This window comes from Mycolicibacterium septicum DSM 44393, assembly GCF_000455325.1.
GTDB lineage: Bacteria > Actinomycetota > Actinomycetes > Mycobacteriales > Mycobacteriaceae > Mycobacterium > Mycobacterium septicum.
Genome location: NZ_HG322953.1, coordinates 232,980 through 256,012 on the forward strand (window position 1 = coordinate 232,980; position 23,033 = coordinate 256,012).

General features: G+C 65.9%; 18 protein-coding genes and 1 riboswitch. Of the genes, 12 read left to right on the forward strand and 6 right to left on the reverse strand.

Features of this window, described 5'->3' with window-relative positions:
- Positions 1–19: 19 nt before the first annotated feature.
- Positions 20–706 carry an MspA family porin gene (locus TX88_RS28060; RefSeq protein ID WP_044522509.1) on the reverse strand — a complete coding sequence of 229 codons (687 nt, stop codon included), beginning with the start codon at positions 704–706 and terminating at the stop codon, positions 20–22.
- Positions 707–797: 91 nt separating this feature from the next.
- The gene (locus TX88_RS28065) at positions 798–1,493 is read right to left on the reverse strand and encodes an MspA family porin (RefSeq protein WP_044522512.1); all 696 of its coding nucleotides are present in this window, start codon (positions 1,491–1,493) and stop codon (positions 798–800) included.
- A gap of 493 nt (positions 1,494–1,986) precedes the next feature.
- On the opposite strand from TX88_RS28065, the gene TX88_RS28070 reads away from it, so the two are divergent.
- The 3 genes from TX88_RS28070 to metE all read left to right on the forward strand — a co-directional run bounded on the left by TX88_RS28070 (position 1,987) and on the right by metE (position 5,984).
- On the forward strand, positions 1,987–2,508 hold the full coding sequence (locus tag TX88_RS28070) for an Rv2240c family protein (RefSeq protein ID WP_244438695.1): 522 nt from the start codon (positions 1,987–1,989) through the stop codon (positions 2,506–2,508).
- 116 nt (positions 2,509–2,624) lie between these two features.
- A complete protein-coding gene (locus TX88_RS28075) occupies positions 2,625–3,299 on the forward strand; it encodes a sensor domain-containing protein (RefSeq protein WP_049925468.1) in 675 nt (224 codons plus the stop codon).
- Positions 3,300–3,368: 69 nt separating this feature from the next.
- Positions 3,369–3,567, forward strand: a riboswitch (cobalamin riboswitch).
- Between the two features lie 143 nt (positions 3,568–3,710).
- Entirely contained in the window at positions 3,711–5,984 is a 2,274-nt protein-coding gene (metE, locus tag TX88_RS28080) for a 5-methyltetrahydropteroyltriglutamate--homocysteine S-methyltransferase (protein ID WP_162563222.1), read from the forward strand.
- 78 nt (positions 5,985–6,062) lie between these two features.
- Here the strand turns inward: metE and TX88_RS28085 are convergent, their stop codons facing one another.
- Positions 6,063–6,872 carry a class I SAM-dependent methyltransferase gene (locus TX88_RS28085; protein ID WP_044522521.1) on the reverse strand — a complete coding sequence of 270 codons (810 nt, stop codon included), beginning with the start codon at positions 6,870–6,872 and terminating at the stop codon, positions 6,063–6,065.
- A gap of 189 nt (positions 6,873–7,061) precedes the next feature.
- Between TX88_RS28085 and TX88_RS28090 the strand changes: the two genes are divergently transcribed.
- From TX88_RS28090 to TX88_RS28120, 7 genes are all read left to right on the forward strand, one after another.
- A complete protein-coding gene (locus TX88_RS28090) occupies positions 7,062–8,537 on the forward strand; it encodes a PPE family protein (protein WP_162563223.1) in 1,476 nt (491 codons plus the stop codon).
- 79 nt (positions 8,538–8,616) lie between these two features.
- A complete protein-coding gene (gene scoE, locus TX88_RS28095) occupies positions 8,617–9,486 on the forward strand; it encodes a (3R)-3-[(carboxymethyl)amino]fatty acid oxygenase/decarboxylase (RefSeq protein WP_044522523.1) in 870 nt (289 codons plus the stop codon).
- 2 nt (positions 9,487–9,488) lie between these two features.
- A complete protein-coding gene (locus tag TX88_RS28100; protein ID WP_084622207.1) occupies positions 9,489–10,043 on the forward strand; it encodes an FcoT family thioesterase in 555 nt (184 codons plus the stop codon).
- A gap of 28 nt (positions 10,044–10,071) precedes the next feature.
- Positions 10,072–11,643, forward strand: coding sequence for a fatty acid--CoA ligase FadD10 (gene fadD10 / locus TX88_RS28105; RefSeq protein ID WP_044522527.1), 1,572 nt, complete (start codon positions 10,072–10,074; stop codon positions 11,641–11,643).
- Between the two features lie 4 nt (positions 11,644–11,647).
- Positions 11,648–11,881, forward strand: a complete 234-nt coding sequence (locus tag TX88_RS28110) for an acyl carrier protein (protein ID WP_084622301.1) — start codon at positions 11,648–11,650, stop codon at positions 11,879–11,881.
- Positions 11,868–16,082, forward strand: a complete 4,215-nt coding sequence (locus TX88_RS28115) for an AMP-binding protein (RefSeq protein WP_044522536.1) — start codon at positions 11,868–11,870, stop codon at positions 16,080–16,082. Before TX88_RS28110 ends, TX88_RS28115 begins: the two co-directional genes overlap by 14 nt.
- 9 nt (positions 16,083–16,091) lie before the next feature.
- Positions 16,092–16,445, forward strand: coding sequence for a heavy-metal-associated domain-containing protein (locus tag TX88_RS28120; RefSeq protein WP_244438696.1), 354 nt, complete (start codon positions 16,092–16,094; stop codon positions 16,443–16,445).
- Positions 16,446–16,481: 36 nt separating this feature from the next.
- Here TX88_RS28120 and sigC read toward each other — a convergent pair whose 3' ends face one another.
- Positions 16,482–17,042 (reverse strand): RNA polymerase sigma factor SigC, encoded by a 561-nt coding sequence (sigC, locus tag TX88_RS28125; protein ID WP_044524163.1) that lies wholly within the window; start codon positions 17,040–17,042, stop codon positions 16,482–16,484.
- A 103-nt stretch (positions 17,043–17,145) separates the two neighbouring features.
- On the opposite strand from sigC, the gene TX88_RS28130 reads away from it, so the two are divergent.
- The gene (locus TX88_RS28130) at positions 17,146–19,446 is read left to right on the forward strand and encodes a heavy metal translocating P-type ATPase (RefSeq protein WP_409365903.1); all 2,301 of its coding nucleotides are present in this window, start codon (positions 17,146–17,148) and stop codon (positions 19,444–19,446) included.
- Here the strand turns inward: TX88_RS28130 and TX88_RS28135 are convergent.
- Positions 19,410–19,895 (reverse strand): hypothetical protein, encoded by a 486-nt coding sequence (locus tag TX88_RS28135; RefSeq protein ID WP_044522538.1) that lies wholly within the window; start codon positions 19,893–19,895, stop codon positions 19,410–19,412. The two genes, TX88_RS28130 and TX88_RS28135, sit on opposite strands and share 37 nt — an antisense overlap.
- A 379-nt stretch (positions 19,896–20,274) precedes the next feature.
- A complete protein-coding gene (locus TX88_RS28140) occupies positions 20,275–22,137 on the reverse strand; it encodes a cytochrome c oxidase assembly protein (RefSeq protein ID WP_244438719.1) in 1,863 nt (620 codons plus the stop codon).
- A gap of 256 nt (positions 22,138–22,393) precedes the next feature.
- On the opposite strand from TX88_RS28140, the gene TX88_RS28145 reads away from it, so the two are divergent.
- The gene (locus tag TX88_RS28145) at positions 22,394–23,032 is read left to right on the forward strand and encodes a DUF5134 domain-containing protein (protein ID WP_044522540.1); all 639 of its coding nucleotides are present in this window, start codon (positions 22,394–22,396) and stop codon (positions 23,030–23,032) included.
- Position 23,033: the final 1 nt, after the last annotated feature.

The following is a 23,033-nucleotide window of genomic DNA, read 5'->3' on the forward strand; positions in this document are numbered from 1 at the left end:
TCGCTTTCACAGCTTCCCGTCAGACTGCCTTGGTGACGCCGTAGTACGCGACCACGTCGTCGGTGTCGGTGGTGGAGCTGGTCAGGGTCGCGTACGAGCGCAGGAAGGACTGACCGGTGCAGCCGTCAATCTTGATGTGGACGTCCTTCACCGTGACGCGTACCGGTGCCGCCTTGAACGTCTTCTTGTTCACCGAGACGTTGGTGACGGTACCGGGCTTGAGGTGGATCTCCAGCGTGCCCGACATCGGCGTGCTCACACCGGTCGGGATGATGCCGGCCAGCGTCGAGCCCGACGTGCTCAGACCGATCGAGCCGATGAGGCGGACCTGGCCCAGCTCGATACCGCAACCGATCTGGTAGCCGGTATCCAGCGTGCCGCCGGACAGCGAGGTTGACCCGCCGCCGGTGACGGTGCCGGTGAACGTGCCTGCCACGAGGTATTCGCGAGACGATGCGGCGGTGGTCAGCGGTGCCACCGGCAGCTGGCTCTCGTCCTTGGCGGCGACGGTGAGCTTCCACCCGTCCGGGGTCGTGACGACGCCCGGCTCCGCCGATGCGACGAGTCCGTTGTCCGGCGGGGGACCGGCATCAACGGCCGGTGCGGCGGGGTCTGGCGGTGGTGGCGGGTCTGCAGATGCCAGCGGCGCCAACGCAACCGGGGCCAACATGCAAACAGCGGCCAGAGTGGCGAAACGATTCAACATGCGGGAACTTGTGCCTCTCGTAAGTTTCGAATCCGAGGGATCGGCGTCGTGATCAGAACGATTGATGGTCAGTGTCGTGGCCGGGCCGCGGTCAGACGGCCTTGGTGACACCGAGGTAGGTGATGACGTCATCGGTGTTGTCGGTGGAGCTGGTCAGGGTCGCGTAGGTGCGGATGAACGACTGACCGGCGCACTGATCGAACTTGATGCGGACGCCCGTGACGGTCACGCGGGTACCCGATCCCTTGAACGACTTCTTGTCGATCGGGACGATGGTGACCGTGCCCGGCTTGAGGTACACCTTGCCCTGCAAGCTGATACCGGTACCACCGCTGACGTCGCTCGCGGCGCCGGTGAACGGAATTCTGAGGCCGGGCGTGAAGCTGATGCCGGGGTTGATTTCCGTTTCGTCCGTGATGATTCCGCAGCCGATCTGGGCGCCGGCTTCCAGCGATCCACCGGTCAGCTTCGTCTTACCGCCACCGGAGACCTTTCCGGTGAAGGTCCCTCCGACGAGGTATTCACGTGAGGACACCGCAGTGGTCAGCGGCGCCACCGGAAGCAGGGTCTCATTGGAGCCGACAACGGTGACGTGCCAGCCATCCGGGGTGTCCAGCACACCTGGTGCCGAGGACGGAACAGCGCCGGTGTCCACCGGCGGCGGGGCGGGAGCAGCGACGGGGGCGGCCGGGTCCGGCGGGGGCGGGGGATCCGCCGACGCAAGGGGCGCAATCGCTACAGGGGCCAACATGCAGACTGCAGCCAGCGTGGCAAAACGACTCAACATGCGTGAACTTGCGCCTCTCGTGGTTCTGGGCCCTGCCGTTCTGCGACGCGCCGTGGTCGTCAGAAGCCATAGGGCCCAAGGAATCTGTCGCGACGAATCATTAACCGGTCGCGTTTCCAAACGGTGAACAACGACCCAACAGTTGCCGCCGCATTCCCGTCCAGCTGGAATCCTGGAACCTGTGAGGTTGCTGGGAAACAGCCTGCGCCGCAGCGCATTACATATATGAGGAAAAGATGGCGGCCGGCGGCACGCAATGGACGACGCTTGGAGGCAGCCGGTTGGCCGGTTGTTCACCTTTTGGACATGTCAACCACCGACCGTGAGGGGCATCCGGGGGGTAAGGCTGACGCGTCGATGAGGCGTGGAGGTCAACCGTGGGCGCCCGGCGCCGAACTGCTACCGACTGACGGAGGAATCGTTGAGGTCGTCTCAGGTGTACGAGCGAGGGTTTGCATCGCTGCTCATCGCATTCAGCATCGGGTTCGCTGCCATGCCTACGGCAGCCGCGGAACCGGGCGAGGAGACCGGTGTTCCGGGACCGGCGGCGCCCGTGGCTCCTGAGTTACCTCCGGTGGCAGCCGGTGTGCCGGCCCCGGGTCCGGTATCGGTGCCGGTCGCGACCACGGATGACCCTGGCGTGCCTGCGGTTACGGCCTGCTCGACGTTTGCCAACGCGCTCGATTCGGCTTCCACGTTCTACGGTGATTTCGCGGATTCGATCGAAGGCGTGGAGCGTCCCGACTACGGCGACCCGACCATCAGCACGACGAACACCAGTGGCCGGACCGCACTGCGCGAAGCCGCCGCCTCGGCGATGAGCGCCGCGGGAACACCTGGGCTCTCCCCGGACATCGCCAACCCGATGCGGTCCTGGTCCTTCGGCGCCACCAAGCTGCTCCTGAAGATGGGGCTGCGCACCGGTGGCCAATCCCTCAATGACACGGCCTCCCAGCTCAACACAGATGCCACCAACGCGCAGATGGCCTGCGCCGCCGCGGGCACCCACGCCTGACGGCGAACCCGATCACGTTGTCCTGATCGGGTTCCGGCGGGGCGCACCGGCATTCACGACCTCGGAAACTCACCCACCCAGATGCGCGGCGAACCGTGCTTCAGTAAAGGATTGCCGTGATCCGGCTTGCGATTTCGTTGCTCATGCTCGTGCTGCTGGTCACCAGTTGTGCCGGCAACGGCGACAAACCCCAGGGTCCGCCGAAAGAGGTGCCAAAGTCGGCGCTCGAGGGGTTGCTGCTCAGCCCCGATGAGATCAACGCCGTGATGGGGACCGAAGGGATGACGGCACATCCACCGGTCACCGAGATGAGCGACCACCGCAACCTGCTGCCCAATCTGAACTGCCTCGGTGCCTGGCAGGTGAACGAGTCCGCCATCTACGGAGATCACTGGACCGCCATGCGCCAGGTGCTGCTTCGTGCTCCGGACAATGACGATTGGGACAACCTGGTGGTGCAGTCAGCGGTGATCTTCCCGTCGACTCAGGACGCCAAGGACTTCCTCGGGCAGTCGGCGGAACGCTGGTCGAAATGCACCGACCACAATGTGAACATCACGCTCAACGGCGAACCGTTGCCCAGGTGGAAGAGCGGCGAGCTCACCAAGACCGACGACGAGCTCATCCTGCCCTTCACCCGCACCAAAGGTGATCAGATCCGGGCGTGCCAGCGTGCCCTCGCCGTCGCCGCCAACCTCGTCATGGACATCCAGGCATGTAAGCCGGCAGGTTCGTCGGTGACCCAGGCTGCCGATGTGGTGGACAAGATCAAGGCTGCGATGCCGCGCTGACCGGTACCCGCCGGGATGCTGCGGGTACTCTGAGCCCCGCAGCTGGTCTGTCGGCACCGGGGCGTTTGCGGTGCCGACATCGAGCGACGCATGCTGATTGAGATGCGGCGCGAGAGGGAACCCGGTGAGAATCCGGGACTGTCCCGCAGCGGTATGCAGGAACGACCGCCGTCATCAGCACTGGCACGCAGGGAACTGCGGCTGGGAAGCGACGGCCAGTAGGTGCACGGTTTCCGTGCGTGCGTGCCTGTGAGTCCGAAGACCTGCCAGCCGTACCGGGCGCGCCGCGTCCGGTGGTTCATCGCCTCGCGGAATGGGCAGTGGCCGAATCCGGTTCACTCGTGGCGGGTGGCTGCGTTCGGTTCGATGTCTCCTGGCGGTGGCCATCCCCGCATGTTGAAGGACGACGTCATGAGCACAACCGCAGCACCCTTCACCGCCACCATCCTCGGGTCGCCCCGAATCGGGCCGAACCGCGAACTCAAGCGCGCGGTCGAGAAGTACTGGTCGGGTCGTATCGGCCGGGCTGAACTCGAATCCGTGGCCGCCACCCTGCGTCGCGACACCTGGGCGTCGCTGGTCGCGGCCGGACTGGACTCCGTCCCGGTCAACACCTTCTCCTACTACGACCAGATGCTCGACACCGCGGTTCTGTTCGGCGCACTGCCGACGCGGGTCAGTGGGATCACCGATGATGTCGACCGGTATTTCGCCGCGGCCCGCGGCAACGACGACATCGCGCCCCTGGAGATGACCAAGTGGTTCGACACCAACTACCACTATCTCGTACCGGAGTTTCGTCCCGACACATCGTTCTCGCTCAACCCGGCCAAGGTGCTGGGTGAGCTGGGAGAGTCACGCGCACAGGAGGTTCCGGCACGGCCGGTGATCGTGGGTCCCGTCACGTTCCTGGCATTGTCCAAGGCGGTCGACGGCGCGGGCGCGCCGATTTCCCGGCTGGACGACCTCGTGGACGTCTACGCCGAGCTGCTGGGTGTGCTGGCCGACCACGGTGTCGAGTGGGTTCAGTTCGACGAGCCGGTGTTGGTGACCGACATGGTCGACAATGCCGCCGAACTGGCCGAGCGGGCCTACGCCCGGCTGGGCGGGCAGGCCGAGCGGCCGGCGATTCTCGTCGCGACGTACTTCGGAGAGCTGACGGATGCACTTCCTGCCCTGGCTCGGACACCGGTCGAGGCCATCGGTGTCGATCTGGTGGCCGGCTCCGCAGCCGCCCTCGCCGCGGTCCCTGAGCTGAAGGACAAGCTCCTGGTGGCCGGAGTGGTCGATGGCCGCAATGTCTGGCGCACCGACCTGGACCGGGCACTTCGAACACTGGACTCCCTGCGCGGCAGCGCCAAGGCGGTAGCTGTGTCTACGTCGTGCTCGACGCTGCACGTGCCGTACACGCTCGACGCCGAACCGGATATCGATGCGGCACTGCGTAGTTGGCTGGCCTTCGGGTCAGAGAAGGTCGATGAGGTGGCGGCCTTGGCCCGGGGGCTCGATGAGGGCCGCGACGCGATCTCGGCCGAGATCACCGCATCCGACGCCGCCATCGCCTCCCGCACCACCGACCCACGGCTGAACAACGGCCAGGTCCGGGCGCGGATCTCGGAGATCGTCGGGTCCGGCGCCGAGCGTGGACCGGCCGACCAGCGTCGCATCGTTCAACAGGAGCGGTTGAAGCTGCCGGCCTTGCCGACCACCACGATCGGGTCCTACCCGCAGACCTCGGCCATTCGCATCGCCCGCGCCGACCTCCGGTCCGGCAAGATCGACGCCGCTGAGTACGACCGTCGGATGAAGGCCGAGATCGCCGATGTCATCGCCCTGCAGGAACAGCTGGGTCTCGATGTATTGGTGCACGGTGAGCCCGAGCGCAATGACATGGTGCAGTACTTCGCCGAGCAGCTCGACGGGTTCTTCGCCACGCAGAACGGCTGGGTGCAGTCCTACGGCAGCCGGTGCGTGCGCCCGCCGATCCTCTACGGCGATGTGGTCCGGCCCGAGCCGATGACGGTGGAGTGGATGACCTACGCCCAGTCGCTGACCGACAAGCCGGTCAAGGGCATGCTCACCGGGCCGGTCACCATCCTGGCCTGGTCGTTCGTCCGCGACGATCAGCCGCTGGCAGATACGGCAGCGCAAGTGGCACTGGCGATTCGGGACGAGACCGTGGACCTGCAGTCGGCAGGCATCGCGATCATCCAGGTCGACGAGCCCGCGCTGCGCGAGCTGTTGCCGTTGCGTTCGAAGGACAAGGAGGCCTATCTGCGCTGGGCGGTAGATGCGTTCCGGCTCTCCACCTCCGGCGTGGCCGATTCCACCCAGATCCACACGCACCTCTGCTACTCGGAGTTCGGTGAGGTGATCGGGGCGATCGCCGACCTGGACGCGGACGTGACCTCGATCGAGGCGGCCCGCTCACACATGGAGGTGCTCGGCGATCTCAATGCCGCCGGATTCTCCAACAGCGTTGGCCCGGGTGTCTACGACATCCACTCACCGCGCGTGCCCGGCGTGGAGGAGATCGCTACGTCGCTGCGTGAGGCACTCAAAGCGGTTCCCGCCGAACGGCTCTGGGTGAATCCGGACTGCGGCTTGAAGACCCGGACCACCGACGAGGTGACCGAGTCGCTCAAGCACCTGGTCACCGCCACCGCGAAGGTGCGCGCAGGATAGCGTCGCTTGTTTGGCCGACCGTGGGTCTTGTGCACGCAATCACAACGATTCCCGTGCACAAGGCCCACGCTCGTTCGGCTAACCGAACTCGACGACGTTGGTCGGTGCCCGGAATCGCTCGAACCGCTTGGACCGGTAGACGAGGCCCGCGGCGCGGGCCAGGACCTTGCCCCGGCCCGCCGGCATGTCGAGCTCGTGCACTGCGAGAACGCCTGGGATGGAAAGCAACTCGCCGTATCGGTCGGCGGTGAACGAGAACGGCATCGGTGGCGCGGTGTACTGCTTGCTGAGCCTGATGCCGCGTCGTTGCGAGTACCAGCTCAGAAACCGCGGGACGCTGTCGAAGATCAGCTGTCCTCCGGGGAACCTCGAGGCGCAGGCAGCGATGACATCGAATACCGATTCCTGGTCCAGATATTGGAACAGTCCTTCTGCGGTGATGAGTACGCCGTCGGTGGCGTCGACCTGATCCATCCACGAATGGTCGAACGCGGACTGAGCCAGGTAGTGGAGCCTGTCCGACGACGGGAGCAGTTCCTGACGTAGCCGTACGATCGGCTCCAGGTCCACTGAAAGCCAAGTCATTTCACCATTGTCGAGGCGCCAGAAGCTGGTCTGCAGTCCCTCGGCAAGGGCGACCACGCCGGCGCGGGGGTGTGCCCGCAGATACCGGCGCGAGGCCGCGTCGAACGCCAGGGCCCGCAGCGCGGTGGCTTGGTGGGTCCGGCCGAAATGTTCGTAGTCATAGCCGAGGCTGTCGCGCAGTGCGACCGCCATCGGGTCCTCGATGATGCCGTCGGGCCGGGCTGCCTCGGTCGCTCTCTGGTGCAGGGTCAGGAGCGCGGTTTCGGATATCGCGGTCAGATGACGGGCGTCGACGACTGGCATGGCACGACCGTACCTGCCGGCCGATTCACGGCACATGCGCGTCGTGGTGTCGAGAGTCGTTGCCCCGGTGGACAGATGATCTCGACGATTCGGGAACTTTCTGTGCGCCGTGACCGACTAGCTCTGGGACAAGGCAATGCGTGCCGGTCCCTGCGGTGCCGGTCGACGCTCGTGCGAGGAGGTGATGACGTGACTGCGCCGTACTGGCTGGCGGTGCCCCCGGAGGTGCATTCTGCCCAGTTGAGCATGGGCCCGGGTCCCGGATCTCTTCTTGCCGCAGCGACTCAGTGGGAGGCGCTGAGCGTTCAATACAGTGCGGCGGCAGCCGAACTCACGCAAATCCTGGCCGAGGTACAAGGAAGTAGCTGGGAAGGGCCCAGCGCGGCGCAGTACGTGGCTGCCCATGGCCCCTACCTGGCGTGGCTGGAGCAGGCGTCAGCCGACAGCGCCGTTACCGCTGCCCAGCACGGAACGGTCGCGGCCGCCTACAGCAGCGCCCTGGCCACCATGCCTACGCTCGCCGAGCTCGCAGCCAACCACGTCACGCACGGGGTGCTCCTGGCCACCAACTTCTTCGGCCTCAACACCATACCGATTGCCCTCAACGAAGCCGACTATGTCCGGATGTGGCTGCAGGCCGCCGAAGTGATGACGACCTACCAGGCAATTGCGACGAACGCATCGGCGGCGGTCCCGTCACCCCAGCCGGCCCCGTCAATCCTCGCGCCCGGAGGCGAAGCGCAAAGCGAGCAGCAGAATGCCTCGGGCTCAACCTCGGACAACCAGCCGCTGAGCGATATCTGGAGGCTGATCTCCGACCTGATCTCTGGTGCGGGCAATCCCGAACAACTCCTGCAGACTTTTCAACAGCTCTTCGAGCAAATGGGATTCAACCCGGCCGAGGCCGCCATACTCGCGATCATCGCGCTGGTCCTGTACGACATGCTCTGGTACCCGTACTACGCCTCGTATTCGCTACTGCTGCTGCCGTTCCTCGCGCCCGCTCTCAGTGCTCTGAGCGCGCTGAGCGTGCTGGCCTTCCTGCAGGGCAAGGTGCCGCCGCCCGGCGTGTCACCTGCTCCTGTCGAAGTAAGCACCGGCCACCGCGCCGCGCCGACCGTCGGAGCCGGCGCGGCATTGGGTCCGGCCGGGGTGTCCAACGCAGTTCCGCAGACCGGCGGATCCGGCTCTGGTGCGCCCTTGGGCAGCAGTCCAACGAGCTCGACACCCGCACCCTTCGCCGGCTACGCCGTCCCCGGTCTGGATCCGCCGGGAGTCGCCTCGGGGCCCGAGTCCGGCGCGAAATCCACTGATGGCATGGCAGACATCCTCGACACCGTTGCCGCGGCACGGGCGGCCGCTTCCGCTCGCAGCCGTCGACGGCAGACCGGTCGGAAACGAGACCGTGCCCGAAGCTACCGGTACGAGTTTCTGGCCCCCACCGAAACCGTGGGCGCGACCGACGAAGACCAGGACCCGAGCCGACCCATGTCGCCGTCATCCAGCGACAGCGGGGCGACCACCCTCGGCTTCTCCGGGGCCGTACCGATCGCCTCGAGCGCATCTGCGTCAGGGATGGTGCGACATGCGCCCGCCGACAGCGGGGAATCCGTCCCGATGCTCCCCGGTACCTGGCTGGAGGAATCAGATGAACGACGCGAATAGCGGGAACTTTCAACCGGTTTGATTCGACCAATTCTTTAGTCGCACACCGGCGCAGCGCAGTGCCGCACGAGGAGAAGACATGACGCTGAATGTGAAAGGGGAGGGACTCGGGGCGCAAGTCACGGGAATCGACCCCAAGAATCTCGATGACATCACCCGGGAAGAGATTCGGGAGATCGTCTATCAGCACAAGCTGGTCGTCCTGAAAGACGTTCATCCTGCGCCGGAAGAGTTCCTCCAGTTGGGACGAATTGTCGGTGACGTCGTCACGTACTACGAGCCGATCTATCACCACAAGGAACACCCGGAGATCTTCGTTTCCTCGACAGAGGAAGGGCACGGTGTGCCCAGGACCGGAGCCTTCTGGCACATCGACTACATGTTCATGCCCGAACCGTTCGCATTCTCGATGGTGGTGCCGCTGGCGGTGCCGGGAAACGACCGTGGGACCTATTTCATCGACCTCAACAAGGTGTGGGAGTCCCTTCCGGACGCTGTGCGTGACCCGGTGCGCGGCACGTTCGCAACCCATGATCCACGGCGCCACATCAAGATTCGCCCGCATGACGTGTACAAGCCGATCGGCGAGGTCTGGGACGAGATCTCCAAGACCACGCCTCCGATCAAATGGCCGACGGTGATCAGACACCCGAAGACCGGCCAGGAGATCCTCTACATCTGCGCGTCAGGCACCACGAAGATCGAAGACGGGCACGGAGATGTGCTGGATCCTGCTGTTCTGCAACAACTCATGACTGCAACCGGACAACTCGATCCGGATTTCCTGTCGCCGTTCATCCATACCCAACACTATGAGGTCGGCGATGTTGTGTTGTGGGACAACCGGGTCCTGATGCACCGGGCCAAACACGGCACGACACCAGGAACATTGACGACTCATCGGCTGACCATGTTGGACGGCCTCACGACACCGGGATATGGGGTATGACCATGAGCACCGCCGAGACGCTGTCTGTGGCAACGAGTGGATACGGCATCACACACATGGCGCCGATCCCCGAGGATCTGCTGGTCAAAGTGCTGGAACCCTATTCCTACAAGGGGTGCCGCTATCTGCTCGACGCGGAGTACGAAGCCACGGAGACCTCGGTGTTCGCCGTCGGGAACTTCAGCATCAAGGAGCCTGCCTACATTCGCGACACCGGCCACTTCAACGCTGCCGAATGGGTCCTGTGCTTCAACCAACTCGCGTACAGCGCGTTCGCACCGGCAATCCTCAACGAACAGATACCCGAATTCCGGGGCTGGTCGATCGAGGATTACTTCAACTACCAGCTGCCCAGCATGTTGATCAAGACCACGGCATCACGGTTCAAGCGCCCGATCAAGTCCCACAAGTTCTCGGCACGGTTGCTGTGCAAGGACTTCGAGGTCGTCGATCGAACGATTCGCTATCTCAAGATTCCGTGCACAGTCGAATTCTGGGATGAGGACGGTGGGGCCGCATCCGGCGAAGTCGAACTGGCTGCCCTCAACATCCCCTGACACCTGCACGGAGAGCGGCTTCACAGCTATGGCACACCCACCATCCACGGTGCTGGAACGCATCGGCGACAGGGCGAGACAACGTCCCGACGCGATCGCCCTGCGTCGCTGCGACGGATCCAGCGTCATTCACTACCGGGACCTCATGGCCGAGGTGGACAGGCTCGCCGCTGTTCTCGGCTCACGGTCTGTCGCGCGGGGAAGCCGTGTGTTCGTCATCTCGGACAACGGTCCCGAGACCTATCTGTCGGTTTTGGCCTGCGCAAGAGTGGGGGCCGTCGCGGTCATGGTGGACGGCGGAATGCCTGCGGCGGCCATTGACCGGTTCGGCGAGATCACCACTCCCGCTGCGATACTGATCGCACCGGGCTGTCGCCTGCAAACCACCGAGTTGTCAGATGCGCTCCAGGCGATCCCGACCTTCGCGGTCGAGATCGACCACGGCTCTGCCGACCGTGCCGGTGCTCCGGTCTCACCTGCGGAGCCGCCTGTTCCCGTTGGGGGAGCAGACGATCCGCTGGCGATGATCTTCACCAGCGGCACCACCGGAACCCCGAAGGCAGTGCTGCTGCCCAACCGGACCTTTTATTCCGTTGCCGACATTCTGCAGCGTGAGCAATTGACCTGGGTTGACTGGATCGTCGGCGAGGCGACGTACTCGCCGCTGCCCGCGACTCACATCGGTGGGCTGTGGTGGATCCTCAACTGTCTGATGCAGGGCGGGCTGTGCATCACCGGCGGCGAGAATACGTCGTCCATCGCCGAGATCCTCACTGCGAATGACGTCGCGACGACATGCCTGGTTCCCACGCTGCTGACCCGGCTGGTGTCCGAATTGCGATCCACCGGAATGCCGGTCCCGCCGTCGCTACGCATGGTGGGCTATGGCGGATCCCGCGCGGTCGCCTCCGACGTCCGGTTTGTCGAGGCGGCGGGTGTTCGTACCGCGCAGGTTTACGGACTCAGTGAAACAGGGTGCACCGCACTGTGTCTCCCCACCGGTGACGGGTCGATCGCCAGAATCGAGGCCGGCGCGGTTGGGCGGCCCTATCCCGGAGTGGAAGTTCACCTGGATGGCGACGGCAGCGGACCTCCTTCCCGTTCAGGCGCTGACTCGGCCTCGTCCGGCACACTGTGGATCAAGTCGCCGGCGAGCATGTTGAGGTATTGGGGCAATCCCGACCGGACTGCCGAAGTTCTGGTTGACGGATGGGTGAACACCGGAGACCTTCTCGACCGCCATGACGACGGTTACTTCTACATCCGGGGCAGGTCCTCGGAGATGATCATCTCCGGGGGCGTCAACATCGCGCCCGACGAAGTCGATCGAATTGCCGAGGGGGTTGCCGGCGTCGGCGAGGCCGCTTGTTACGAGATCCCCGACGAGGAGTTCGGTGCGCTCGTGGGGCTGGCGGTGGTCGCATCGACGACGCTGGATGAATCAGCCGCCAGGAAGCTCAAACATGCCATCGCCGCGCGATTCCGGCAGGAGTCGGAGCCCATGGCCAGGCCCTCGACCATCGGGTTCGTGGAGCAGATTCCACGAACCCAGTCCGGCAAGGTCATGCGGGCCTCCCTGGGCGCGGTAGCCGGTGGCTGAGTGTCTGAGGAGCAGAGTCCTCGCCGCGCTGTCGGAGGTGCTCTACGTCGATGAGTCGGATTTCCTCTACGGCGATGCGACAGACCTGAGGGATCTCGGGCTGGACTCGGTCCGATTCGTGCTGTTGATGAAGCAACTCGGCATCGATCGGGAGTCAGACGTGCCGCGGCGGCTGGCGGACAACCTGTCGATCGCAGGGTGGGTCCGGGAGTTGGAGAAGCTGGGTGAACCTGTCTGAAGGCCCGGATGCGCAACGTATTCCGCTGAGCCGATCCCAGCAGAACATCTTCAATGGAGTGTCGCAGGACGACGATCCGCACCTGTACCTGATCGGCAGGCGCTATCGGTTCGAGCCGGTACCACAGGCGGAGTTCCTGACCGCGCTGCGGAAGACCATTCTCGCCAACCCTGTTCAATTGTGTGTTCTGGCGGAGCCGGCTGAGCCCGGTGGATACCCGGATCTCGTACCCCGGCTGGATGCCGATGACATCGTGCGGGTGTGCGGTGACGAAAGCGCGACGCTGTCCGACGGGTGGGGGTCCGGTCTTCTCGCAAAGCCCTTGGCGCGCTACACCGTGTATGTCGACGGCAGCGGCCTGGTGTGTGGTCTCGATGCCCAGGCGCACCACATCCTGCTCGATGGCGGAGCCATCGGCATCATCGAAGCCGACCTGGGGCGCTTCCTCGCCGGTAGCGGGCCGGCCGCCGGCGCGTGTGTCCGTGCCGGCCTGACCGACGTTGTCACCGCACATCGCCGGGAGGCGAGCCGCGTCGACGAATCACTCGAGCGACTCACCTCTGTTGTGCGGAACGAGCTCACGGCGGCCGCCGGGAAGGGTGGCCACGGACATGGCGCCGACGCTCCGGCATCGGTGGCCAGGGGAGTACTCACCGAATCCGCGGTGATCCACGGGGACGACTACCACCAGATCCTTGCCCTGGCCGACCGCGAGAGCGTCCCGCTCAACGTGCTGGTCGCGGCGGCGGCCACGGCGGTGGACGCGAGTATTCATCACACCACCGAGCGCCTTTTGGTGCACGCGGTCGACAACCGCTTCGGCGACCCTGACCTCGATGTCGCCACATGTCTGGTCAACTCGATGGCCCAGCAGGTCCGGTTCGTGCCGTATGCATCGGTGGCGGACGTCGTGCGCGCGGTGGATCGGGGCTATGTCAAGGCCGGCCGGCGCCGCTGGTTGCGTGAAGAGCGTTACCGCCGAATGTATCTGGCGATCAATCGGACAACCTGCGTGGAGACCTTGACGCTCAATTTTCTGCGGGAGCCCTGTGCGCCCGAACTGGCGCCGTTCCTGTCTGAGGCGCCCGTGACATCGGACATCGGTCCGATCGAGGGTATGACCGTCGCGGCTGTGCTCGACGAGCAACGGCACACGCTCACCCTCAACATCTGGAGCAGACCCGATCTGCCACGACAGAACGGCGCAGGTGTAGCCGGCCGGGTCGCTACCGCCCTGAAATCCATGACCACGATGTGGGATTCCCCGATCGCGATGACCGTCGGCGAGTGGTACGTGATCGCCGCCGACGGGATGCCACGTTCGGTGTCGCAGGCACCCGAATCCGAGGAGCCGGTGGCACCCGCGTGGTTTCTCGATCGACCTGAGTCCGTCGCTGAATGCCGCGAACGTCGAGCCCACGTCGATCCCTGGATCGCCTGGCTGATCGAAACCAATGTGGCACCAGGCGATGTGGTGGTGTTCACCGACGACGACACCGACAAGACGATCGACCTCATGATCGCGTGTCACCTGGCGGGCTGCGGCTACAGCGTCTGCGACCACGCGGATCAGGCGGTGGCGCGGGCCGAACGAATCCGCGAATACGGCAACGGCATCTCAGCGCACATCGTCGACGTCGAGTCGACGAATGTCCCGAGAAGCATCGGTGGGGAGCGTCGGCGTCTGGTGGAGGCCCGCGTCGAGCAGACCGCAACGGACGCGCATCTTTCCGCCAGGACCGCCTACGTGATGCCGACGTCCGGATCGACCGGGGAACCCAAACTCGTGCACGTGAGTCATGGTTCGCTCGCGGTGTTCTGCGTCGGGATGGTCCGGGCCTACGGCTGGGGACCGGGCGACACCATCCTCCAATGTGCCTCGCTGACATCGGATATCAGCGTCGAAGAGGTCTTCGGTGCCGCTGTCAGCGGAGCGACACTGATCCGTTCGGCGGCGGTGAAAGCCGGTGATCTTCAGGCGCTTGCCAAGGATCTGGTGGCATGTGGCGCGACCGTCGTGGATCTGCCCACCGCGTTGTGGCATCTGTGGTGCGAGGACGTCGACACGATCACCGGCATCGGCCACTCTCGGCTACGACAGATTGTGATCGGCGGTGAGTCCGTCCGCTCTTGTGCGGTCGACAAGTGGGTCGATACCGCTGCCGCCGAGAATGTCTCGCTGGTGTCGAGCTATGGCCCGACCGAGACCACGGTCGTGGTGACCCACTTGCCGATCATCGATCGCGGCCGGGTGGTCGAGCGCGACGAGCGACTTCGGCTGGGGCGGCCGATCGTTCCGAACACGGTGGTGATCGCCTTCGGTGAGGTCGTGGTGGTGGGAGACCTGGTTGCCGACGGCTATCTCGGCGTGGACTTTGCCGGTTTCGGGTCGGTCACCACAGCCGACGGCCGGCGGCAGCGTGCCTTTGCGACCGCCGACCGGGTGACGATGGACGGCGCCGGGTTCCCGGTGTTCGCAGGCCGTAAGGACGCACTCGTCAAGATCTCGGGCAAGCGCGTCGACACCGCTGCGCTCACCCGACGCATCGCGGCGGACCCGGCGGTGGTCGACGTCGCCGTTGAGCTTCACAACGGGGGCCTGGGAGTGTGGTTCGAGACGCGGCGGACCCGTGGTGGTGACGAAGACCCCGCCGCGGCAGCAAGTGTCCGCAGCGTCCTGGTGGATTCACGGGTCCCGTCGTTCGTCATTTCCAGCGTCGCGAGCATCCCCAGGAAACCCAATGGCAAGATCGACACCGCAAGGCTGCCAACATCGCCCGGTGGTCCGGGCGGGTGCGTCGACGCCGACGCCGGCGAGCGGGCGGCGGGTCTCGCCGGAATGTGGAGTGCGCACCTGGGGCGCCCGATCATGCCGGGGACGTCGCTGCTGTACGAGGGCATCGGGTCGCTGGACCTGGTGCGGATCCTGCCCGATACGCGCAGATATCTCGGTCGGCAGGTGTCGATTCTGGATCTGATCAGTGCCGATACCGCGGCCAACCTGGTGGACGACGCATCGATGATCGACGGCTGGATGGACGGCACCACCGCCGCGGAGATCGAACGCGACTTCATCGGACTGCCGACGCGCCGCGTGTGTCAGCCGTCGAACACACCGCGCTCCTCGGCGCGAGACGACGGACCGATCCTGGTTGTGGGCGCGTCCGGAATTCTGGGATCCGGTTTCGCGGAGGCGATTCTGGAGCTGACGCGGTCGGCGGTTCCACGGCCTGATGTGGTCCTGGCCATGAGGTCAGCACCCCCCGTCGACCGGGTCTGGACCGAACTCCGGGATACGCCCGGTGTGCGGATCGAGTACCTCGCCTCCGGCTTCGGTCCGGCCGAGCTGGGGGCGCTGATCCGGCAGACCGGAGCGCGGACTCTCGTCAACTGCGTCGGGAACACCAACGTGGTGGTCCCGTACCGCGAACTTCGTTCAGCCAACGTGGAATTGGTGGCAGCGATGGCGCAGACGTGCGCGGCTTCCGGTACGAAGCTGGTGCACCTGTCGACGTATGTCGTCAACGGGGATGTCGCCGCGCCGCAGGTGGTCGATCCGCGTCGGGCGCCATACCCGTACGCAGCCTCGAAAGCGCTCGCGGAATTGGCGGTGGACGGGGTGGGCGGAGAGCTCGACTTCACGATCGTGCGCCTGCCTCGGGTCCTGGGGACACCGGCACAGCTGCGCAGGTCCGCCGACATCCTGGTGTCGGTCGCCGATGCCTGCCATGCGTTACAGGCTTATCCGGCAGTCGAATTGACCGAAGAAGTGACGACCGGCCGCGCGGCGGCGAGGAGCATTATCGGCAGGTTGCCGGAGTTCGGCGGGCCCGACGAGCTGGGCCGCGGGATCGATGTGCTGCGCGGACAGGCGGTGGGGTATCGGCAGTTGCTGGGCACCGTGGCCGCCGAAGAGGTCGACAGTCACGAATGGAAGCGACGGCTGGATGAAAGTGCTTGGGCGAAGGCCGATCCGCGTCGCTGGTCGGTGATCGACGCCTGGATCGGCTTGGGTATGCGGCTCGGTGGACGCTCGTATGCGGAGTACCTGGCCGCCTACCCTGCTCTCCCACTGGGAATCGATACCGTCCGTGAGCTGGTGGCGACACCGCCGCCCGTGCAGGCACTGCTCGCCCAGACATGGTCGGGAACTCAACGCGATTGTTCAACGACTTATCAACCAGACACCACCAGACAGTGAGGGATGGCAGTGACAGACATATCCGCACACAGTGACGAGACAGCACGCGCCAGACGGATCCGGCTCGACGTGACCGGCATGTCCTGCGGAGCGTGCTCGCGCCGGGTCGAGAACAAGCTGAACAAGATCGACGGAGTACATGCCTCGGTGGACATCTCCACCAAGATCGCGACGATCGACGCCCGCCACGACATCAGCGTCGCCGACCTCTGCGATGCGGTTGAGCAGGCCGGTTACCGCGCCGAGGAGCGCACCGCCGTCGACGACGACGCGGACTCCACGCCTGATGGAGCGCCCCAGAAACGCCCCTCGATGGTCGCCAGGGCCATCCGCTGGGTGACCGTCGGGCACATGGGCGGCTGAGAACCTGTCGGGAACTGTCGCCGTGGGCCGGGCGAGCTAGCCGGTCAGGTCGTCCCGCTCGGACGCGGCGATCAGATCTTCGCGGGCGCGCGCCACGCGTGAACGGATGGTGCCCACCGGGCAGCCACACACCTCGGCGGCTTCCGCATAGGACAACCCGAGGACCTGGGTGAGCAGCAGCGCATGCCGCCGGTCGGGGTCCAGTCCGTCCAGCAGGAGGCGGATCTCCACCATCTTCTCGAAGCCACCGACCGGGCGGTAGCTCTCGAGGACCTGCTCGACGTCTACGCCGTGCTGGGTACGTGGCCGGCTCTGCTTGTGCCGAATCTGGTCGACCACCACGCGCCGAGCGATCGACATCAGCCAGGTACGGGCGGACGACCGGCCACTGAATCGGGGGAGCGCGGTGATGGCGCGCATGAAGGTTTCTTGCGTGAGGTCGTCGGCCGACCCGGAATCGCCCAAGTAGGCGACGGTTCGCCAGACGTCGGTCTGGGTTGCCCGGATGAACTGCTCGAGCGCCGCCGAATCACCGCGGCCGGCGGCGAAGGCCAGCCGCGTAACGTGGTCCTCGCCGCGTTCGGTAGTCACAGCCATCGACATTATTCGATGACGCCCGGGAACTCGGCATCGGGCCCAAGCGACTATCTAATCGGTGACGTATGCCACCGGTGTGGTGAGTGAGCAATTGGGAGTGGTGGTGACAACAGCAACTGTCCCCGACAAAGAGGTGGCCCAGCGCATTGCGCTGGACGTCACGGGAATGTCGTGCGGGGCCTGCGCTGCACGCGTGGAGAACAAACTCAACAAGGTTGACGGCGTGCGCGCGTCAGTGAACTTCGCCACACGCGTCGCCACTGTCGAAGCCACCGCCGACGTCGGCGTCGAGCAGCTGTGCGCGGTCATCGAGAAGGCCGGCTATCAGGCCGCGCCCCGTGTCGAGCGTTCCACGGCCGACGTCGACCCCGATGCCGATCACGCCCGCAGTCTGCTCCGGCGCCTCGCGATAGCCGCCGTGCTGTTCATCCCGCTGGCGGATCTGTCGGTGATGTTTGCCGTGGTGCCCGACACCAGATTCACCGGGTGGCAGTGGGTGCTCACCGCGTTGGCGGCACCGATCGTCACGTGGGCCGCGTGGCCGTTCCACCGGAGTGCGCTTCGCAACGCCCGGCACGGCACCTCGACCATGGAGACCTTGATCTCCATCGGCGTCACGGCCGCGACCGCGTGGTCGATGTACACGATCTTCTTCGACCACCAGACCTACCACGCCGCCGGCGTATGGCAGGCGCTGCTCGGCAGCGACGCCATCTACCTCGAGGTCGCCGCGGGGGTAACGGTTTTCGTGCTCGCCGGCCGCTACTTCGAGGCCCGGGCCCGCTCCCGCGCCGGGGGAGCGCTGCGGGCACTCGCGGCGCTCGGCGCCAAATCGGTGACGGTGCTGCTTGCCGACGGCGGCGAGCTCGTGCTGCCCGCAGACGAGCTCAAAGAAGGCCAGCGCTTCGTCGTTCGTCCCGGTGAGGCCATCGCCGCGGACGGTCTTGTGGTGAGCGGGGCGGCCGCGGTCGACGTCAGCGCGATGACCGGCGAGTCGAAACCGGTGCAGACACACGAAGGTTCGAGTGTCGTGGGTGGCACCGTGGTGCTCGACGGCCGCCTGATCGTGGAGGCCGCCGCCGTGGGACCCGACACCCGGTTCGCCGGGATGGTCCGGCTGGTGGAGCAGGCGCAGGCTCAGAAAGCCGACGCGCAGAGGCTGGCGGACCGCATCGCCTCGGTGTTCGTGCCGTGTGTGCTCGTGATCGCCGCGGCCACCGCCATCGGCTGGCTGTTGGTCGACGGCGACGTCAACCGTGCGGTGTCCGCCGCCCTGGCCGTCCTGGTGATCGCCTGCCCCTGCGCGCTGGGGCTGGCGACTCCGACCGCGATGATGGTGGCATCGGGCCGCGGCGCTCAGCTGGGGATCTTCCTCAAGGGACACCGCGCCTTGGAGGCGATTCGCGCCGTCGACACCGTCGTGTTCGACAAGACCGGCACGCTGACCACCGGACAACCTCAGGTCATCACCGTCGTCGCGGCCGACGGATGGAGCGAGGACGAGGTTCTCGGGTACGCGGCGGCCGTCGAGTCGGCGTCCGAACATCCCGTGGCCCATGCGATCGTCACCGCCTGCGCGGACCGTGAGCTCGCCGCGGTGGAGGACTTCCAGGCGTTCGCCGGCCATGGTGTGGCCGGTTCGGTGGACGGTGTGGCCGTGGTCGTCGGGCGTCCCACCTGGGTGACCCGGGACCGCGTGGTGCCCGCCAATCTTGCGGCCGCCCGCAGGTCGGGCGAGTCACAGGGCCAGACCGTCGTGTTCGTCGCCTCCGGCGACACCGTCTGCGGTGCCATCAGCGTCGCCGACGCCGTCAAGGAGTCGGCGGCCGGTGCCATCGCTCACCTTCATGCCGAGGGCATGAAGACCATGCTTTTGACAGGGGACAACGCCGCCACCGCCGCTGCGATCGGCGCGGCGGTGGGCATCGACGACGTGGTCGCCGAGGTACTGCCCGAGGACAAGGTCGGCGCGATCGAGAGGCTGCGCGACCAGGGCCGGGTGGTGGCCATGGTCGGCGACGGAATCAATGACGGTCCGGCGTTGGCCTGTGCCGACCTGGGCCTGGCCATCGGCCGGGGAACCGACGTGGCCATCGGCGCGGCCGACATCATCCTCGTCCGGGACAACCTCGATTCGGTACCGCAGGCGTTGGGTCTGGCCCGCGCGACGATGCGGACCATCCGGGTCAACATGATCTGGGCCTTCGGGTACAACATCGCGGCGATCCCGATCGCCGCAGCGGGTCTGCTGAACCCGTTGATCGCCGGCGCGGCGATGGCGGTGTCATCGTTCCTGGTCGTGTCGAACAGCCTGCGGCTGCGCAATTACGGCACCGTCCAAGCGAACTCGTTCAGGGATTCGGATGCTCAGCCGCCGGTGCCGGCGGCGCGCATGTCCGGCTGAGACGAGTTCAGCGGGGCCAGGCAGACACCCAGCCAGGTGGCGGTCAATGCGGCGGCGCACAGGGTGCCCAGTGCCGCCGGAACCCAGGAGGCGGTGTGTGCGGTGTGATGCCACCAGAACGCGCCCGCGCCGTCGACAGTGGCCAGCGCTGACGCGCACGTCGCGAGACAGCACCACCGAAACCGGCGTCGCACCAGGGCGAAAGCCGACACCGAAGCCGCGAGGGTGAACAGGGCGATCGCCACCAGGGATATCCAGTGCCCGTTGCGGGTCGCGCCGGCGGAAACGTCGCCGGTCACGTGTAATGCCATGGCCGTCGCCGCCAAGCCGGTGGCAAGTGCTCCCAGCACCCGGGCGCGGGCGGTGCTGATCCACACATCCTCGAAGACCCGGCGCTCGATGGCCCGCAACTCGGTTTCGACAGTGGCGGTGATCTTGCTCGAAGTCATCGAGACACCCCGTTCATCAACGCATTTGACCGTCCAGTGGTGAGCGTCGGCGAGCAGCGCATCCTTCTACCTCTCGTCGTTCTGCCGATCGGCGTCCTGCGGGATCGACGGGTGGTCCTGCGGTGTGGATCTCGATGGCCCCGGTGATTGGTCGGGAGCACAGCGAGATTAGTTCCTTTTGCGGCCTGATCGAGACCTACCGGGCGTAGCCTCATATGCATGACCAGCAATGAAACAGTCGAGTCGACCAAGTGCGACAACCCGAACTGTACGTGCGAAAACTGCACCTGCGGGAGCAACTGCACCTGCGGTTCTGACGCCGCCGACTAGTTCCCGGGGCCGCTCGGTCCGGCCGAATCGGTTCAACCTGGTTCGCGGTTCAGCGCCGGGTGCGGGACAGTTCGTGCAGCATCGCGTTATAGGCATCGAGTTCGTCGTCGTATCCGCGGTCGCTGTGGCGGTCCTCACGCGCTCCCGCCCGGCGATCCTGGCGTGCCCACTGGGCCACCAGCGCGATCACCACGATGACCACCGGCAGCTCACTGGAACCCCACGCTATGGCGCCGCCCAGGTGTTGGTCATCCGAAATGCTCTGCAACCAAGGCAGATTGACGGACCGGTAGAAGCTCTCACCCAGCGATGAGGTCATCGTCATGGTGGCGATACCGAAGAAGGCATGGAAGGGCATCACGGCGAACAGGAGCCCGAGCCGCCCCAGGAAGGGGAGTCGCCGCGGTCCGGGGTCGATGCCGATGATGCCCCAGTAGTACAGGTAGCCGGTGAGCAGGAAGTGCACGCTCATGAACTCGTGGCCCCAGTGATACCGGATCAAGGTGTCGAACAGGGGCGTGAAGTAGACGAGGTACAGCGACCCGACGAACAAGAGGAAGGCCGTCACCGGGTGCGACAGGAACCGCGTCACCGGCGCATGTACGAACCAGACCAACCATTCCCGGGGCCCCGGTGCTCCGCCTTTCGGCGCGGCGGGCAGGACCCGTAGAGCGAGGGTTACGGGTGCGCCGAGTACCAGCAGCACCGGGACGAACATGTTCAGCGCCATGTGCTCACCCATGTGCACGCTGAACATGGCCGATCCGTAGGCGCGCACGCCGGAACTCGTGGTGATCAGCAAGGCCGCGCAGCCCAGGGACCAGGCGATCGTGCGTCCCACCGGCCACTGGTCACCGCGTCGCCGCAGCCGCGCCACCGCGACGAGATAACCCAGCCCGAGCACGATGGCCGCCGTCCCGATCAGCGGATCGAACCGCCATTCGGTGATCAGGGTGACCGGGCTCGGAGGTGTGTCGAGCTGATAGCCCAAAAAGATGTCCCACGTGGAGAACTCGTGGACGGTGAACCGGGGCGGAACGCTGTTCGCAGCGAGCGCCAATGCGGCGGTGACGACGACCATCGCGCCCGCAGACACGGTGTCGACCAACCGTGACGGGGTACGGCGCATCAGGAGAAGCACTGCGTCTCCGGCCCACACCAGTACCAGCAGCACCCCCGCGACCACCACGGCCCGTCCGTAGGCGGACCCCAGGATCGGCAACCCGCGCAGCATCAGCGTGGCCAGGACGGCGCCGTAGACGATGGCGACCGCCCCGCACGTCAGCTGCAGCAGCTGGACCCGGCGTCGAAACACGACGTCTCGCAGTCCGGTCGAAGCGATTTTCGTTCCGGCCAGAACCGCGACGGCCACTGCGAAGACGATCACGGCGCTGGTGGCGATGTCATGGTCCGGACCCTGCCCGGCATTACCGGTCACCGGTACTGCGACCACGCCGATCATCGCCGGCAGCAGTGCCACGCAATGACCCATCCAGCGGAGAGTGAAACGCACGCCCACGGCCAGCACCAGCGCGCACACCGCTGCCACACACCAGCCGCGTGCGACCTCTGACGCCGCGATGGTGCTGCCGAGGCCAGGACCGGCGACAAGCCGGCCGATGGGAATTCCGGCGTCGGCGGACGCCGAGACCACGACCATCGCGGTGGCGCAGCAGGCCCAGATGATGGCGACGCGTTCGACGAGCAGATGCGCCGAGAAGGACGCCGCGTCGATCCGGCCGTCGTCGCGAGGTGTCGCGGTCGTCACAATCCAGATGAGCGCTCCGACGCACAGCGCACCCGCCAAGGTGCCGGCCCAGTGTCCGAGCAGCCGAGCTGCGCTGGTGGCCGTCCCCGGGTCGGCGATCCCAGCCGCAGCCAGTCGCTGGGCGCCCAGCTGCACGGCGCTCATGAACAACACCACAGTGCAACCTGCGACGATGCCGAGCAGTGTCAGGCGTCCCCGCCACACCCCGGCCGCAGTGGACATGCGCACACGCGCCATAGTCGAACCGGCCTTCCGCCGCGGAAACGAACAAAACGTCGCGGCCATGCGATTCTACGACAATGCGTCGTAGTGCTGACGGGTGCGGGAACTTCGGCGCCCGCATCCGCGACCAACAACTGAGGACGACCGCCCCCCGACACTCTTGTAGACAGGACCCGGAATGATCGCCGATCTCGCGCTCCGCTGGGTGGTAACGGTGTTGTTCGCCTTGAGTGCCGTTGAGTGCACCTACGCCTTGCTGGGCTCTCGTGGCCGTCCGGGCGCTGCCGTGAGCCAGCTGCTCCACTTGGCGATGGCCATCGCGATGGTGGTGATGGCCTGGCCGCGTGGGGCCGAGCTGCCCACACTCGGCCCGATGTACTTCTTTTTGGCCGCCGCAGTCTGGTTCCTGGCCGGCCTGCTGAGGTCCGCGACGACTCAAGGCCGGGTGATCGACGGCTATAACGCCGCGATGATGCTGGCGATGGCCTGGATGTATGCCGCCATGAACGGCAATGTGATTGCGCGCCAGTCAGAAACGGTCGCCGCGGGGGGCCACGACATGCATGCGATGCACATGTCCGGGCACCCTGGCGGCGGCACTGCGATGGCCCTGGAACACGTCTCGGTGCAGCCGCTCTGGATCCCCGCCATCAACTGGCTGTTGACCATCGGCTTCGTGATCGCCGCCGCCGTGTGGCTGCACCGCTACTTCACGGTCCGTCAGCAGGCCGGAACGGCGCCGTTCTCGCACTTCGGCACGCTGTGCCGGGCGATGATGGCTGCCGGCATGGCGATCATGTTCGGCGTGATGCTGTAAC

What these genes read in the sequence shown, in the direction of transcription:
- TX88_RS28065 (WP_044522512.1), bottom strand. Translation starts at nt 1,493, where the DNA reads ATGTTGAGTCGTTTTGCCACGCTGGCTGCAGTCTGCATGTTGGCCCCT.
- TX88_RS28100 (WP_084622207.1), top strand. Translation starts at nt 9,489, where the DNA reads ATGAGCACCGCCGAGACGCTGTCTGTGGCAACGAGTGGATACGGCATC.
- TX88_RS28070 (WP_244438695.1), top strand. Translation starts at nt 1,987, where the DNA reads ATGCCTACGGCAGCCGCGGAACCGGGCGAGGAGACCGGTGTTCCGGGA.
- fadD10 (WP_044522527.1), top strand. Translation starts at nt 10,072, where the DNA reads ATGGCACACCCACCATCCACGGTGCTGGAACGCATCGGCGACAGGGCG.
- scoE (WP_044522523.1), top strand. Translation starts at nt 8,617, where the DNA reads ATGACGCTGAATGTGAAAGGGGAGGGACTCGGGGCGCAAGTCACGGGA.
- TX88_RS28140 (WP_244438719.1), bottom strand. Translation starts at nt 22,137, where the DNA reads ATGAGCGCCGTGCAGCTGGGCGCCCAGCGACTGGCTGCGGCTGGGATC.
- TX88_RS28145 (WP_044522540.1), top strand. Translation starts at nt 22,394, where the DNA reads ATGATCGCCGATCTCGCGCTCCGCTGGGTGGTAACGGTGTTGTTCGCC.
- TX88_RS28085 (WP_044522521.1), bottom strand. Translation starts at nt 6,872, where the DNA reads ATGCCAGTCGTCGACGCCCGTCATCTGACCGCGATATCCGAAACCGCG.
- sigC (WP_044524163.1), bottom strand. Translation starts at nt 17,042, where the DNA reads ATGGCTGTGACTACCGAACGCGGCGAGGACCACGTTACGCGGCTGGCC.
- TX88_RS28135 (WP_044522538.1), bottom strand. Translation starts at nt 19,895, where the DNA reads ATGACTTCGAGCAAGATCACCGCCACTGTCGAAACCGAGTTGCGGGCC.
- metE (WP_162563222.1), top strand. Translation starts at nt 3,711, where the DNA reads ATGAGCACAACCGCAGCACCCTTCACCGCCACCATCCTCGGGTCGCCC.
- TX88_RS28060 (WP_044522509.1), bottom strand. Translation starts at nt 706, where the DNA reads ATGTTGAATCGTTTCGCCACTCTGGCCGCTGTTTGCATGTTGGCCCCG.